Genomic DNA, 14,602 nt, shown 5'->3' with positions numbered 1-14,602 from the left:
TGTTGGATTAGCTTAACGCTCGATGCGACCATCAAGCCAATTTTCTTTACAAAATTTGTTGTTCCCAATAGGTCTGTACCGATTTATCACATTGATAAACCTTCTCAACGATGCGATCGGCAGGGGCATTATTCACTTTTTTTACCAATTCAACCCACAGCTCAGGCGTACCGAATTCAATAATCACATTGAACAGGGGCGTCATATCGCGCTGCAACAGCGATTGGTCAATCATATATGCCGCAAACACACACGCTTTCGGGTTTTTATCAGCCACGGCGCGATAAGCCATGCCATCAAGCAAGGCTGGCACGGTGATTTTGAATTCTGGTAAAAGCTGCATGGCCAAATGCGCGCTATCAGGCAGCTTGATTAGCTCGATAAATTGGGTGATTAAGCTTTCATAGTAAGATTTATCATCTGATGACAGTTTACCTTGCTGCTGATCGCTCACTAGCTGGGTGATGCGGTCTTTATTAATCGCTTGTTGTAGGGTCAAAAATTGAGATTGGGTAGGGGAAAACGACAGCGTCATAAGTAGTATCTTATAGTATAGTTAAAACCGAATTATACCAAGCAACTTTCAACACAATCCTTAAGCGTATCAAAATTGCTTAGCGTTAAACGAACCTTTTGCTTAATCACTGCCCACAACTGCTCAATTGGATTGAGTTCAGGTGAGTAAGGCGGTAAGTACGTCAGTTCAATATTATAAAGTTCCGCAATTTGCTTTAAATCGCCACCATGATGAAATCTGGCATTATCCAACACCAATACACGGTTTGGATAATTTCCCTTATCATCTTTTGGCAAATCTCGTCCCAACGTGTGTAGCCAGTTTTCAACTATCACACGGTTACAACCACCTTCAAAGGTAACAGGAGCGATGAGTTTAAAGTCCTTTAATCGCATGGCTCCCATTAAGTTTAAGCGTTTACCCTTATTGGCATCGATTTTGGCATAACAAGGCTTGCCAATAGGCGACCAACTGCGGGTGTAATATTGCCTTTGATAAAATCCTGTTTCATCCATAAATAGGATGTTGTCAGCGGTAAGGCTCAAGGTTAATAGCAGTAAACCCAGCATCAGTTTAAACCCAATTTGCTTTAGTAAATCGGCTTGCTTAAAGAGCGGGGTCTTTTTTTAAAACTCCATTTGATTCGACGTAAGGTTTGTAAAAAGGCGTTATAGGAAATATTGATATCAGGATGGTCTTTTAAGTATTGTTCTCTAAGCTGTTTTGCGGTGTCGAATTCCTGAGCGTTAACGTAGTCCTCAAAGGCGATTAGGTCTGTGATAATGTGTTTTACGCCAACAGGTGCAAAGGGTTTTGGCTTGGTATTCCCTTGTTCTTGATAGAGCTTTATCCAGTCATCAAGGGTGTTGCGGTTGATTTCAAACAACCTAGCTGTTTTGCTTTTGTTGCCTGTCTTTTGCCAGTGGTTGACGGCTCTGTCTCGTAAGTCTTGGTTGTATATTTTGGGCATGGTGGTATTGGTTTAAAATGCTTATTATATTACAGTTTTAACTATAGTACTAGTAGTACTTTAGCAAGTGAGATAATAGGGTATCAAACAAAGGCGTATTAAACAGCAAATTGTTAAACTTTGCTCATAAAAAAACCCATTCACAAGGGAACGGGTTCAAAATATACAACAGAATTTGGCTTGATTGGCTCTCCAACCTGGGCTCGAACCAGGGACACATGGATTAACAGTCCATTGCTCTACCGACTGAGCTATTGGAGAACAGATAATCAAGTGGTGCGTATATTACTGAGATTTGAACAATGAGTCAAGCATTTTTAGCAAAAAATTCATGATGCAAAATGAATAATAGCAATCAAAATGATTCATAGCAATAACGATAGAGAAAAATTCTACATAAAAAAAAGACCTTTAACAAGCGATGTTAAAGGTCTTCTTAATATGGCTCTCCAACCTGGGCTCGAACCAGGGACACATGGATTAACAGTCCATTGCTCTACCGACTGAGCTATTGGAGAATAAGCGGTAGAATTTTTTGTTAAACCTGCAAAAATCATCGCAGCGTTTAAGTGGTGCGTATTTTAGCAAATTAACCGTGACTGTCAAGCCCTATATCAAAAAATTCTTTGGAAATTTTTATTTTTGACCAGATTGTAGCTAGTAATCAGTCAGTTACTGATTGGCTATTGTGATGATAAGACGAATTTGCTAGTTTAGCGGTTAATGCATCGCTGTATTGGCCAAGTTGCGTCCTAGCTACCTTGCCTCCTAGCTACGTTCTCACCGCTCGCTATGTTGATTCACAGCTATGCTAAGGTTGATAATTTTTTATAATAGTTGTTATATGAATTAAGAAGGATCTTCATTGTGGCCAATTCCGTTGAATTACACCAAAATTTGCAAGTTGCCCCTTTACAAAACGAACTTACCATGTCTGTGCTGATGACGCCTGATTTGGCAAACTTCACTGGCAATGTGCATGGCGGCGATTTATTAAAGATGCTTGACCAAGTGGCTTATGCTTGTGCCAGTCGCTATAGCGGTAGCTACGTGGTGACGCTATCGGTGGATCAAGTGATTTTTCGTGAGCCGATTCATGTAGGGGAGTTAGTCACCTTTTTAGCAAGCGTCAATTATGTGGGTAAAACTTCGATGGAAGTGGGTATTCGAGTGCAGGCAGAAAATATCCAAAACCGTACGATACGCCATACCAACAGTTGTTACTTTACCATGGTAGCGGTGGATAAATATGGCAAGCCCACCCGTGTGCCACCCCTTGAAATCAAAGATAGCCCACAAGAATGCCGCCAAAAAGCCGCGCAGATGCGTAAAGCATTACGTTTTCAAAGTAACAACATTCCCCAATGTGATATCGAGTAGACAGAAAAATGCGTCATAAATATCTCTCTAAAAAATCCAACAAACCGTTACGCCTATTATGGTCATTAACCGCTAAAAAGTTAGCAGGGCTAGCCTTATTGGTATCATCTAGCATGACTATGTTGGTTCATCCTGCTTGCGCGGAATTAATCATTCAAAACAACCCAGTCAATGGTCAAACACCAGTTACCACTATTAATGAATTGCAAACCCAGCCCACGGATGCATCGCTTGACAAGCTTATCAAGGTGCTACATATCGATAAAATGATTGATGAAATGCTTGCCCAACGTCAGCAAGCGGCCAATATGACGAAAGGGCTACCCCAAGAATTACCTACGGATGAAAACGCGGGTATTTTTAGCCGTCATGCGCAGAAACAGCTTAAAAATATCTTTGTTAAATATAGCACCGTCTTGGGACAACAATTAGACCAACCTATTTCTAAACAGCAACTGCAACAAGCTTATCAAGCGATTGCCAAAAAAACCTATACCCAAGCTGAAGTCGATGCCCTCAACCAATTTTATGAGACCCCAATGGGACAACGCATTTTGAGTAAACAATCGCAAGTTTCCAGTGAGTTTGTGCAGGTGATGATGCCGACCTTGATAGGTGACACAACCCAATTAGAAAAAGCGATGCCAAGCTTGCAAAAAGATATCGAAAAAATCTTTAAATAACTAGTTGACAATCCATGACAAGTCTATATAATACGCGTCACTTCGATGATATTGAAGCAACTTGATTGGCTAATAGATTGCCTGTCAGGGTCGTTAGCTCAGTTGGTAGAGCGTCTGCCTTACACGCAGAATGTCGGCGGTTCGAATCCGTCACGACCCACCAACCTCTATCATCGCTATCAGCTACCGTGCAGTGGTAGTTCAGTTGGTTAGAATACCGGCCTGTCACGCCGGGGGTCGCGGGTTCGAGTCCCGTCCGCTGCGCCACTTATTTTAGTGGATTTAAAAACGAAATTTTTAAAGTTTTATGCCTCAAATCTCCCCTGATTTGAGGTTTTTTTTCGTCTTGGTATTTAGTTAAGTAATTGAATATAAAAAATATTATTTTTTCGATAAATCTTTTACTTATCAACTGTGTCTTGACTGACTGATTGTTAAATTACCAAACATGTTCTGAAAGATAGGTTAGTAAAACTAACGTCACCAAATGCTTGTGACCAAAACGTGACCATTTTGTGACCAAAAATTTTGGCTGACGACCTACAAGGTCGCAAGCCGTTGTTAAAACACAAGAAGTCTATCGAAAATCAAAAACATTGGCGACAATGAATAAGTGCTTTGATGGAGTATTGTCAACTATTCTGTGAGGCGTGCATATACTTGAACAGCCGTCTTAAGTCATTGGTTTCCCCAAATAATACTAAAACTGTATCAGGCTCAATGACAAAATCTGGATGCACAATGCCATCGATTTTGGATTTTGTTTGATTTCGACCAAAACCAAATTGGGTTTGGTGAAATGAAATGGTGGTTAACAGCATCACATTAAATTGATTGATTAAATCAAGGGCGTGAACTGTTTTACCGTAAAATGTAGGCGGTGTCTGTATTTGAACGATACTATAATCGTTATCGAGTTCAAACGAATCAATTAAGCCAGTTAGCGACAGTTTCTTTGCCCAGTGGGTTGCCGCCTCGTTTTCAGGTTGGATGATGTCATCAACCCCCAATGCTTGTAGCACTTTTTCATGCAGTGGGTTAATGGCTCGGCTAATGATATATTTGGCATTAAGATTTTTGAATAGGGCAGTGACCATCACGTTTTGACCTTGGTCTTCGCCAATGGTAATGAGCACCACATCTGTTTGGGCGATGGGTAAGCCCGAGACGGCGTTTTCGCTGGTAGAATCGATACAAATCGTGTGCGAAATGGATTCTTTGTAGCGCTCAACTTTATCCATATCGATATCAATACCAATGACCTCATGTCCTTGACTGGTGAGTTTGGTGGCGAGTGATGAGCCAAAATTGCCTAGACCGACGATGATGTATTTCATATCTAAACCTTATCAATTTATTTTTAGGTGATAATAATCTCTTCGCTGGGATAGCGATAGCTTTGATGCCTTGGGCGATTTAATAACGCAATTAAGATGGTCAACGCCCCAACCCGTCCACAAAACATCAGACCAATCAGGACAGATTTGCTAAACGCACTTAAATGCGGGGTGATACCTAAGCTTAAACCCGTGGTAGTGTAAGCAGAAACACTTTCAAATAACACTTCTGTCATACTCATGTTGGGCTCTGCCCAGCGTATTAACGTACAACCAAACGCAATGATAATTACTGATAAACATATAATCGCAAATGCCCGCTTCACTGAGATATCCGCAATTTCACGACGGAATATTTCGATACGAGAATAGCCGCGTGCCAGTGACACAATATTGAGCACAGCGACCGCAAAGGTCGTGGTTTTGATACCACCGCCTGTAGAGTTTGGGGCTGCCCCGACCCACATCAATGCAATGGTAAGCATCACGGTCGGTGGCGCTAGCTGTGCCATGTCTACCACGTTAATTCCTGATGAGCGCGGTGAAGCCGCCACAAAAAAACCTGTCACAAGTTTGCCAATGACACTGGTATGCTCAGTTAAAGTACCTTGCCACTCAAATACAAGCACACTGACAAAGGCAAGCACTAGCAAGGACAGGGTCGTCACTAGACTAATGCGACTATTGATACTCAGTAGCCACGGCTTGGCACCATATCGTGAGCGGTTAGGAAACAACAGGCGCATCACCTGATGGCGCAAATATTCCACGACATTGGCAACTATCGCAAACCCCAACCCCCCAAACAAAAACGTCACCGCCACAACCATTTGTAACGGATAATTAAAGCGCAGTTGTAACTCATATAAGCTATCACTCATCGTTGAAAAACCTGCATTACAAAATGCAGAGATGGCATGAAAAACCGAAAAAAAGATGCGGCGATGGATACTCATAGGGACATCAAGCATACTGAGATAAATCGCTATGGCTGCCACGGACTCCACCGCAAAGGTGACCGCAAAAATTACTTTGAGCGTCTTTAGTACATCACTCATACGATTAGCTGAGGTCACATGCCCAATCTGTAGCTGTGTCTGGTAACTGATGCGTCCTCGAAAAAAATAACTAAAATAAGTGGCAAAAGTTAAAATCCCTAAGCCGCCCAATTGAAACAAACACATGATAATGATTTGACCCAATGGCGTAAAAAAAGCGCCTGTGTCTTTTACCGCCAGACCTGTGATACACACCGCACTCGTGGCAGTAAATAGAGCATCAACAAACGCAATATGACCATAAGTGGCATTTGGCATCATCAGCAAAAACGTGCCGAGCAAAATAAGCAATAGAAAACTTAAAATAAACAACTGGGCAGGGTGCGCAACGACTATCTTAAAGCTGAACTCCATCACCAATAACTTACGAATAAAAGAAACCAACAACGCAATTTTTATCAGCGATTTTTCAAACAGGAATTTGTATAAAAAAGAACTATTATCGGCAAAAAAATGTGTCACCAATAGCGCAATGACTAATAAAGCAATGGACAAATCAAACGTTAGCACAAGCTTTGAGCGTATACCTTTTTGCACATATTGACTCAATAACTCAATAAAATTAAGCCCAAGCACGATTAAATAAAACGTCGAAGCCACGCCATGCAACCAAACTTTAAAATCAAACCCTGTCTCAATAATCGCAAGCAATACAGCGAATAAACTGCTATAAAATACCAGTTTATTAAACACACCCGATGGCTTGTCATGCATTGAGTCTAGCGCATTTTTTTTATTTTTTTTCAATATAAAATCAAACATCGTAAAGTTGACTTCCGTTTTACCCAAGCATAGTTGTTGTACTTTATACCGCAATTATACGTTTGAGAAAACTAGATTGAGCAATGATTTAAAAAAAGCAGCGATGATTTGATAAAATTACGTTGTTTTTGAGGCAGGCTGAAACACCAAGGTTACCGTTAAGCCTTGGGTGGTGGCAGTGGTTTGGGCGTTATTCTCAACCACTTGCGTAGGACTCAAATAAATATCGATATGGGCTTGTTGACAAATTTGATAAACAATCGATAAACCCAAGCCCGTACCGCCAATTACCGTGAAACCTGAATGGGTACTTGTGTCTTTGGAGGAAAAAGATTTTTTGGCAGTATCACTATGGGTTTGTGTACTGCTTGGTTGTCCTTGTCCGTGTGCTAGGGATGCGCTCGACGCATTTTGATTGACGCGGTAAAAGGGTTGAAAGACGTCTTGATAATGGGCTGCATCAATGCCAATGCCGGTATCGGCAACTTGGACGATGAGTCGTTTTGCGCGGTGATTGAGTGTGTTGCTAGCGTTGTTCACCAACACAGGGGTCGGGGTCAATGCGTTGGCTAAGTTGGCATGGGTAGCATAGGTGTCTTGGGTGGCATAAGTGGCATAGGTCGAATCGGTGCTGCTTGATGTCTGCGTTAAGTCTTCGATAGTCATCTGGTCAATGACAACCGCGATATTGCCTGTGGTTGGGGTGTATAAAATGGCATTTTGCAGTAAATTTTTGAGGAGGATAAACAAGGCGGTTTCATCTACACTGACCTGCGTCGCGGACCCCCCCAGCGCGGTGAGATAGTTGTCAACTGACAGGGTTTGGTCTTTGCTATCGGCAATCGGAAATAGCAGTTTGATGGCTTCTCGTAGCACTGCGATTAAATCGGTGGGCGTGTTGGTGCGCTCGGTCAGCTGTGATTGCTGGGCGTCCATACGGGCAAGGGTGAGTAGCTGTTCCACCAAATGTTGATTGTGTTCCACTCTGACAGCGAGCTTATGAATGTTTTGTTTGAATTTGGCTTGCCTTGCAGGGTCGCTATACATCGCCGCGTCTTGACTGTATTTTTGCAGTTGTTGTACTTGCAGCGAGATGGCGGTCAATGGCGAGCGTAACTCATGTGCTGCATCCGCGATAAAGCGATTTTGGTTTTGGATATGCGTGTCAACCCGTTGTAACAACGCATTGATTTCAATGACCAAGGGCATGAGCTCGCTGGGCAGAATTGAGCGATGTTGGCTGTCAGTGGGTAGTTCGATAAAGCTGAGATCTTGACCGTGACGTTTTGCCATTTGCCTAGCTAATATCTGAATCGGACGCAATACGCGCTTTAATACCCAAGGCAATAGGGCAAGCAGCAATAGGGTCGTTAGTAAAATTGGAATAATAGATTGCCAAGCCGATTTTAACGCAATTTTTTTCTGCCATTCGACAGGTTGACGCACAAAAATCACCCGCCTTGGGGTGTCTTTACGAAAGACTTTCCAGATTTCACCATCGAGGGTTAATTCACTAAAACCGACAGGGGTGTTAATCAATTGCGGGTGAGCCATTGGCTCAATAAAATTGGTGTCAATTTTGCCAAAACGGGCCGGGAAGATATCAACTTGCACACCGTCTTTAACGCCTTGATACTGTAGTACGTTGCTTTCATCATTGGATGAGAAAACCGTGGTCGGCGTGCTACTGCTAGGGGCAGAAGCTATCTTAGCTGGTAGAGGTGGTCTAGGCGGTGGTAAGTCATGCGGTGCAAAATCGTTATCTGGGTTTGATAGACGCCTATTAGGCTTCAGGTTACGGGGAGGGGGTCGCAGGGCCGCGCGCGAGCTAACCAGCTCAGCAAGATAGCTAAGATTGGTTTCTTGTGAGGTATTAAACTCTTGATAGGTATAGCAAAATACCGCAATCTGTACCAAAATGCCAATCGATAATAACGTGCCAAGTATCCAAACCAACAATTGTTTTTGCAGTGATTTTTGCAACGATTTTTGCAAGGACAGGGCGGTTTTTGTAGGGGTAGTCATGGTCATTTTTGCGGCTATTTGGCGGTCATTGTCTGGATGTTTTTGAGCCTTTTTTCTATCGCTTTTTGTTAGTCTTGGGATTCGGCGCTGATATACCAGCCTAAACCACGGATGTTTTTAATCCGTTTTTGACCAATTTTTTTGCGCAGTCCATAGATTAAAAATTCAATGGCATTGCTCTCTATCCCAGCTTCCCAATTGTAGATAGAATTTTCCAATTCGCTTTTTGAAAACACTTTATCGGGCGCGGTCATAAAAGTGGTGAGCAGCATGTATTCTTTGGCGGTAATATCGATTTCTATGCCGTCACGTTTGAGGCGTTTGGCATTGATATCAAGGGTTAAGTCGCCGACTTGTAGGGTGTTGTGGCTATTGCCTTGTGAGCGGCGCACCAACACACGCATACGAGCGAGTAATTCACTCATCGCAAACGGCTTAGTCATATAGTCATCTGCCCCAGCATCCAGCCCTTTCACGCGGTCTTTGATTTGGTCTCGGGCGGTCAGCACCAGTACAGGCGTATCGATTTTGGCACTGCGAAGCGTCTCTAACACGCTCATGCCGTCAATTTCTGGCAAGCCCAAATCCAGCAAAATCACGTCATACGATTCGACTTTGAGGGTCAAAATCGCTTCTCGCCCATCTTTTGCCCAGTCTACCGCATAGGCTTCTTCTTCTAGACTATCAATCAGACTGTCGGCAATGAAGACGTCATCTTCGACGAGTAATACTCTCATTGGGTTACCTTTATACACGAATACTGTTAAACAAATAGACTATAACACAAAAAACCGCCATTCTAAGAATGACGGTGTTGCTCATAGTTGCTCATAGTTGCTCATAAGCAAGGTTGCCATTTGTCGCTCAATTATGGCTGAGTGGGCGCACGACGTTTGAAGTCGTTCAATGATTTGACATCGCTCACGGCACCTGTTTGGGCATCAACTTTTACATGATAGACTTCTTGACCTTTTACCACCTCAATTTGATAGCTTGGGGTTCTTGGTGGTTGATTTTGGGCAGGGTTTGGTGCAGGCGGCATGCCTGTATTGCCCATTTGTGGGTCTCTGTTAGGGCGGCGTTGACCGTCACGAGGACCATGACCCATTTTACCCCCTTTATCCCCACCTAAATGGGCGCCAATGGCTTCACCACCCACTTGGCTTGCTGCCAATTGCATGGCGCGTTCTAGGCTGATATTGGTGGCAGGCGGCGCAGGCGGTTGATTGTTGTTGGGGTTGCCCATGTTATTGGGGCTATTAGGGTTATTGGGGTTGCCCATGTTATTGGTGTTATTGGGTTGTGGCGGACGCGCTGGGCGTGATGGCCGTGATGGCCATGATGGCATAGTTGCTTGGGTCACTTGACCATTAGACGCATTGACGATATAGAGTTGTGGTTGACCATTCGCACTAAGGGTCATGACCCGGTAGCCGACAATGTTGTTATTGGCGTTGTTGGCGATACGGGCAGGGTTTGGGTTGGGTCGGTTGCTACTGTCATGATAGCGTACGCCAACGATGCGTGTGTTCGCGGCTTGTTTTTGTACCAAGGCGACTGCTTGAGAGGCACTGATGCTGGCATTGGCGGCTGCTTGTGCGTTGGCCTGCATGGCTTGTAAGCGTTGCTCAAAGTTCTTGGCATTGGCCGGATGGCGTTTTTGCATGTTTTGCGCTTGTGGTGCCGCTGAGGTACTAGCACAGGCGGTGACTGTCGCACCTGTAATGACGCTAAGCAAGGCTACACTAAGCCCAGTGGCTAAAAATGAGGGGTTAAATTTTGCTAAGTTCATAGGTTTTCCTGCGGTTGTTAATATAGTTGTTGATAACCCTTGATTGGATAGTACTATCATACAAAAATTAAGACAGCAGAGACTTAGCGATAACGCAGAATCAGGCTAGGTAGGTTATAGCAATCGGATTAAACAATCTGCTTTGCATAAACGCCTGCAGCAATGTTCAAAAATGTTTGTTTCAATTTTTTCGGATATCGAATCATTTTTTTAAATGAAAACATCAGGCTCAGGTAATTGCACAATATTAATTGGTTGGTCAATTTGCCAAAGATGGTGGGTGACAATGATTAAAATGCCTTGCTGCTGATGTTTTACCAGCATTTGCCACAGTGCTTCACGGCTTTTTTTATCAAGTCCCGCAAACGGTTCATCAAGCAGCAAGATTTTTTTTGGGCTAAGTAATAGCCGTGCCAAGGCAATACGTCTGGCTTGACCACCGGAAATGGCTTGCCCGTATTCCCCTAGCGGGGTCTGTAATTGTAGCGGCTGACTGCGCGCCCAGTCTTTGAGTCCAACCTTACCCAGCACTTGCCAAAGCTGTTCATCACTGGCATAGGTGTTGCCCAATCTTAAATTGGTCGCCAAGGTCTGGTCAAAAATATCAATCTGCTGCCCCAGATAACCTGTGAGCGCGGGCGTATTTTGTAAGGCTAGCCAATCCATCCCATTGAGCTCGATGCTGCCTTGTTGCGGTGCTAGTTCATGGGCTAGCACTTGTAACAGTGTTGATTTGCCCGCGCCCGAGCGCCCAGTAATCAATACAGGGATGCCTTGGGTGGCAGTCAAGCTGATAGCTTTGAAACCGACAATCGCCTGCGGCATTTTGCCAGCGAGCTGATGGATGGTGAGTGTGAGTGGCGCATTTAGGCGCGCAACATCAATGGGTAAAGGGGCTAAATCATGGTTTAAATGATGGCTAGGTTGTAGCGAAGGATTGAGTAATTCATTGAGTTGATGTTTTGCTGCCAAACTATTGCCAAGGGCTAGCGAATGGGTGACTAACGGCGCTAGCAAGTCAGTCATGCCCATGATACCGAGGAATAACGCAAGCAACATCGGCACACTGATGACAAGGGGCGTGTGATAAAAACCCACTAGCAAGCCGACCAAAACCGCTGCAATCAGCCACTGCATGATCAGCATGACCAATGACTGGGCGCGCTGGATGCGCTTTTGCTGATGCGTATGTTGAGTGTCGAGGCTGTTAAAAGCAGTCAATTCGGATTGCCAGCGCTGCCAAATCAATAAATGGGTAAGCGCCGATAGCGGATTGAGCAAACTGACACGCCTAGACTCTGCCAATGCCTGATGAGCGCGGGCGTGCTTGATACTGCGCCATGTCAGCATGGTAGGCAACATCAAACCTGCGATTAAAAATATGGTAATCAGGACGGGGTTAACATCATATTGATAAAGTAAAATGGCTACTAGCAAACTAGCAGTTGTCGCGACTAGCCAAGGTGATACCACGCGCAGTGGCAACTCATTGAGCACCTCAATATCATGGGTTAAACGGTGCATGGCATGGGTAGATTGTAGGGTACTTGATAAGTTTGCCAGTGGCAGCCGTGCAAACTGGTTAAAAAACCGCACTCGCAGCCGCTGCAACAAACCAAACACCGCATGGTGGGACACCATCATTTCACCATAGCGTCCTGCGGTACGTACCATCGCCATCACACGGATAATCGCTGCCGGTACTAGATAATTAAAACTGTGTGAGCCCAGCGCCACCATCCCTGCCATTGCTGCCGCAGAAATAAACCACCCTGACGTCATCAATAGCCCAATCACCGATAACGCAGTCATTATGCCTAACAAGGCAGCAATGAGCAATTTATCTAGCTGCGTGCTAAACAGCTGGTTTAAACGAAAGGTTTGATCACTGTTTGATTTTTTTTGCCGGTGAGTGTTGACACGGCTATTTTGATTAATATGCCTATTTTCACTAGCAAGTTTATTTTCACTATTTTTTTCACTATTAGAGTCTGTCATACCGTTACGCCTTCGCCAAAGTAGATGCAATATCAAGGCTTATTTGCCGATCCAGCCAAGGCAGTTTTGTGGCATCGTGCGTCACCCATAACACGGTTTTCCCCCTCGTCACTTGTTGTAATAGCGCATTAATCTCGGCTGCGGTGTCACTATCTAAATGCTCAGTGGGTTCATCGAGTAGCCAAAGCTGTGCGTCTTGCAAGAGTAACTGGGCTATTGCCAATCGTCGCTGCTGTCCACCGGACAAGCCGCTACCACGTTCACCTAACTGAGTATCTAGCTGATTTGGCAGTGCTTTTATCAAAGGTTTTAACCCCACTTGCGCAAGAATTTGCCATAGTTTGTCATCACTGGCGGTTGGGTTTGGCAGGCGCAAATTATCGGCGATACTCATCGGCAGTAGCATGGTTTGCTGTGACAAATAGGCGATTTGGTGGCGAAATTGCGTGGAATTGATGGTGTTAAAATTTTGGTTATTAATAAAGATATCGCCTTGATAGGCACAAAAACCCAAAAAAATTTGCAATAGGGTGGATTTGCCGCTGCCACTTTGACCGACAATCGCCAACCGTTCCCCTGCGGCAATAGCAAAACTTAACGGCGCGAGCCGTGTGCGTTGCTGATGATTGACCCAAATATTATCCGCGTCAATGGCAGGGGGCGCAGTTAAGATAGAGGGGTTAGCTTTTGTGTTTTCCGCTGACTGAAAAGCTAACAAGGGTGATAATTCGGCAATCGCGCCTTCCGCTTGCGCTTTGACATGATAATCCGCGCCCAACTGACGTAGCGGGGCATAAAATTCAGGTGCCAACAGCAGTAAAAATAGCGCCGACTGGTAAGGCACAGGCACCGTGTTTTTTTGCCAAGGTAAAATACCGATTAAACCAAAACCCAAATACACGGCAAGTAGCGCAATCGACAGCGCGGCTAACAGTTCTAGCGCTGCGGTGTTTAAAAACGCAATTTTGAGTACCGACATGGTGCGCATACGGTAGGCTTCGGCTGAGGCGTCTATATCTTGACTCGCGTGCCCGACAGCATCCAGCCGTTGCAGTGTGGCTGTGCCACGTAACCAATCCAAAAATCGCCCGCTCAGCTGTGCCATCGCGGCAAATTGTTGCCGACTTTTACGGGCGGTGGCATGACCAATTAATACCATAAATACAGGGACTAGCGGTGCGGTCAGCAGTAAGATCAGCGCCGCTATCCAGCTTTGGGTCGCTGCCGCAACTAATAGCATTATAGGTGTGGTCACCACAATCAGTCGCTGCAGATAAAAACGGCTGACATAGCCAGTTAAGGCGTCACATTGCTCAATCACCATACTGGCAAGCCCGCCATCACTGTCATACTGGTGGCGCGCTGCACCTACTTGTGCCAGTTTTTCAAGTAGCGTTTTTCGCAGGATGCTGGCTACTTGTAGCCCCGCGTCTAACGCCAGCTGGTCTTTGCAAAAATGCAGTAAAGGACGTAGCAACAGACATCCCATCAGCCACGGCAGATAATCAAAAAATACGTCAGTGGCAGGGCGGTGATGGGTAAGTTGTGTTAACCAATCTGCAAAGATGACCGCAATCAGCCAAGACTGCACAATCAATACCAGCGTAGAGACAACTGACAGCCCCCATGCCATATAAATCGGTCGCTTTGCCATAGCGGCATAGTGACGAAGGGTTTGGTTGACAGCAGACGTTTCAGACATGGTTGGTTAACAGTAATGACAAAATCAATGGACATATCATAGCGTATCAAGCGCAGGTTAGGTACGACAAATCATGTTCATCAAGACAATGAGACAAAAAAATGTAAACACATTGCCCACCAATGAGGGTTGATAAAACCTTGATAAAGGCATATAAAAAGCCATATAAAAGACAATTAAATAAGTAAAGCGATGAACGACCCCACTTTAAAATATTACCCTCAAGAGACCCATAAACTATCGCTCATTCAACGATTACCATCTTTGACAGGGTATGAGAAGATGGTAGCAGCAACGCAATACTCATCATAGTATTTTGTAGTCAGGTGCGACATTATGCCGCATGACAAATAATTTATAGATTTATATAATGTTTGT

Annotated in this window: 12 protein-coding genes and 4 tRNA genes; 4 read left to right on the top strand and 12 right to left on the bottom strand. The window is 44.4% G+C overall.

The features are described 5' to 3' along the window. Window positions 1-46: 46 nt before the first annotated feature. The 5 genes from ACAM37_RS06580 to ACAM37_RS06560 all read right to left on the bottom strand — a co-directional run bounded on the left by ACAM37_RS06580 (window position 47) and on the right by ACAM37_RS06560 (window position 2,005). Window positions 47-535, bottom strand: a complete 489-nt coding sequence (locus ACAM37_RS06580) for a hypothetical protein (RefSeq protein ID WP_312384468.1) — start codon at window positions 533-535, stop codon at window positions 47-49. Between the two features lie 32 nt (window positions 536-567). Further along, window positions 568-1,086 (bottom strand): IS630 family transposase, encoded by a 519-nt coding sequence (locus ACAM37_RS06575; RefSeq protein ID WP_369625809.1) that lies wholly within the window; start codon window positions 1,084-1,086, stop codon window positions 568-570. Window positions 1,087-1,106: 20 nt separating this feature from the next. Continuing rightward, window positions 1,107-1,487, bottom strand: coding sequence for a helix-turn-helix domain-containing protein (locus ACAM37_RS06570; RefSeq protein WP_095357001.1), 381 nt, complete (start codon window positions 1,485-1,487; stop codon window positions 1,107-1,109). 185 nt (window positions 1,488-1,672) lie between these two features. Next, a tRNA-Asn gene (locus tag ACAM37_RS06565) sits at window positions 1,673-1,748 on the bottom strand. 181 nt (window positions 1,749-1,929) lie between these two features. Beyond that, window positions 1,930-2,005 (bottom strand) — tRNA-Asn (locus tag ACAM37_RS06560). Between the two features lie 412 nt (window positions 2,006-2,417). On the opposite strand from ACAM37_RS06560, the gene ACAM37_RS06555 reads away from it, so the two are divergent. The 4 genes from ACAM37_RS06555 (at window position 2,418) to ACAM37_RS06540 (ending at window position 3,817) form a co-directional block, all read left to right on the top strand. Then, a complete protein-coding gene (locus ACAM37_RS06555; RefSeq protein ID WP_050772869.1) occupies window positions 2,418-2,867 on the top strand; it encodes an acyl-CoA thioesterase in 450 nt (149 codons plus the stop codon). A gap of 8 nt (window positions 2,868-2,875) precedes the next feature. Beyond that, the gene (locus ACAM37_RS06550) at window positions 2,876-3,550 is read left to right on the top strand and encodes a DUF2059 domain-containing protein (protein ID WP_369625808.1); all 675 of its coding nucleotides are present in this window, start codon (window positions 2,876-2,878) and stop codon (window positions 3,548-3,550) included. 87 nt (window positions 3,551-3,637) lie between these two features. Next, a tRNA-Val gene (locus ACAM37_RS06545) sits at window positions 3,638-3,713 on the top strand. A 27-nt stretch (window positions 3,714-3,740) separates the two neighbouring features. Beyond that, window positions 3,741-3,817 (top strand) — tRNA-Asp (locus ACAM37_RS06540). A 365-nt stretch (window positions 3,818-4,182) separates the two neighbouring features. Here the strand turns inward: ACAM37_RS06540 and ACAM37_RS06535 are convergent. The 7 genes from ACAM37_RS06535 to cydD form a co-directional block, all read right to left on the bottom strand. Beyond that, window positions 4,183-4,887, bottom strand: coding sequence for a potassium channel family protein (locus tag ACAM37_RS06535; RefSeq protein ID WP_065263424.1), 705 nt, complete (start codon window positions 4,885-4,887; stop codon window positions 4,183-4,185). A 23-nt stretch (window positions 4,888-4,910) separates the two neighbouring features. After that, window positions 4,911-6,692, bottom strand: coding sequence for a TrkH family potassium uptake protein (locus ACAM37_RS06530; RefSeq protein ID WP_369625807.1), 1,782 nt, complete (start codon window positions 6,690-6,692; stop codon window positions 4,911-4,913). A gap of 132 nt (window positions 6,693-6,824) precedes the next feature. Further along, entirely contained in the window at window positions 6,825-8,738 is a 1,914-nt protein-coding gene (locus ACAM37_RS06525) for a sensor histidine kinase (RefSeq protein ID WP_369625806.1), read from the bottom strand. 62 nt (window positions 8,739-8,800) lie between these two features. Then, window positions 8,801-9,469 (bottom strand): response regulator, encoded by a 669-nt coding sequence (locus ACAM37_RS06520; protein ID WP_309593517.1) that lies wholly within the window; start codon window positions 9,467-9,469, stop codon window positions 8,801-8,803. A gap of 131 nt (window positions 9,470-9,600) precedes the next feature. Then, window positions 9,601-10,524, bottom strand: coding sequence for a PepSY domain-containing protein (locus tag ACAM37_RS06515; protein ID WP_369625805.1), 924 nt, complete (start codon window positions 10,522-10,524; stop codon window positions 9,601-9,603). 210 nt (window positions 10,525-10,734) lie between these two features. Beyond that, window positions 10,735-12,522 carry an amino acid ABC transporter ATP-binding/permease protein gene (locus tag ACAM37_RS06510; RefSeq protein WP_369625804.1) on the bottom strand — a complete coding sequence of 596 codons (1,788 nt, stop codon included), beginning with the start codon at window positions 12,520-12,522 and terminating at the stop codon, window positions 10,735-10,737. 4 nt (window positions 12,523-12,526) lie between these two features. Beyond that, entirely contained in the window at window positions 12,527-14,224 is a 1,698-nt protein-coding gene (gene cydD, locus ACAM37_RS06505; RefSeq protein WP_369625803.1) for a thiol reductant ABC exporter subunit CydD, read from the bottom strand. Between the last annotated feature and the right edge of the window lie 378 nt (window positions 14,225-14,602).

Source organism: Moraxella sp. K23 (assembly GCF_041154765.1).
Taxonomy (GTDB): domain Bacteria; phylum Pseudomonadota; class Gammaproteobacteria; order Pseudomonadales; family Moraxellaceae; genus Faucicola; species Faucicola tetraodonis.
This window is presented reverse-complemented; position numbering and strand designations above follow the sequence as displayed.

Excerpts from the sequence above, each read along its gene's own strand:
- ACAM37_RS06580 (WP_312384468.1), bottom strand. The coding sequence starts at position 535 with ATGACGCTGTCGTTTTCCCCTACCCAATCTCAATTTTTGACCCTACAA.
- ACAM37_RS06575 (WP_369625809.1), bottom strand. The coding sequence starts at position 1,086 with ATGCTGGGTTTACTGCTATTAACCTTGAGCCTTACCGCTGACAACATC.
- ACAM37_RS06570 (WP_095357001.1), bottom strand. The coding sequence starts at position 1,487 with ATGCCCAAAATATACAACCAAGACTTACGAGACAGAGCCGTCAACCAC.
- ACAM37_RS06555 (WP_050772869.1), top strand. The coding sequence starts at position 2,418 with ATGTCTGTGCTGATGACGCCTGATTTGGCAAACTTCACTGGCAATGTG.
- ACAM37_RS06550 (WP_369625808.1), top strand. The coding sequence starts at position 2,876 with ATGCGTCATAAATATCTCTCTAAAAAATCCAACAAACCGTTACGCCTA.
- ACAM37_RS06535 (WP_065263424.1), bottom strand. The coding sequence starts at position 4,887 with ATGAAATACATCATCGTCGGTCTAGGCAATTTTGGCTCATCACTCGCC.
- ACAM37_RS06525 (WP_369625806.1), bottom strand. The coding sequence starts at position 8,738 with ATGACCATGACTACCCCTACAAAAACCGCCCTGTCCTTGCAAAAATCG.
- ACAM37_RS06520 (WP_309593517.1), bottom strand. The coding sequence starts at position 9,469 with ATGAGAGTATTACTCGTCGAAGATGACGTCTTCATTGCCGACAGTCTG.
- ACAM37_RS06515 (WP_369625805.1), bottom strand. The coding sequence starts at position 10,524 with ATGAACTTAGCAAAATTTAACCCCTCATTTTTAGCCACTGGGCTTAGT.
- ACAM37_RS06510 (WP_369625804.1), bottom strand. The coding sequence starts at position 12,522 with ATGACAGACTCTAATAGTGAAAAAAATAGTGAAAATAAACTTGCTAGT.
- cydD (WP_369625803.1), bottom strand. The coding sequence starts at position 14,224 with ATGTCTGAAACGTCTGCTGTCAACCAAACCCTTCGTCACTATGCCGCT.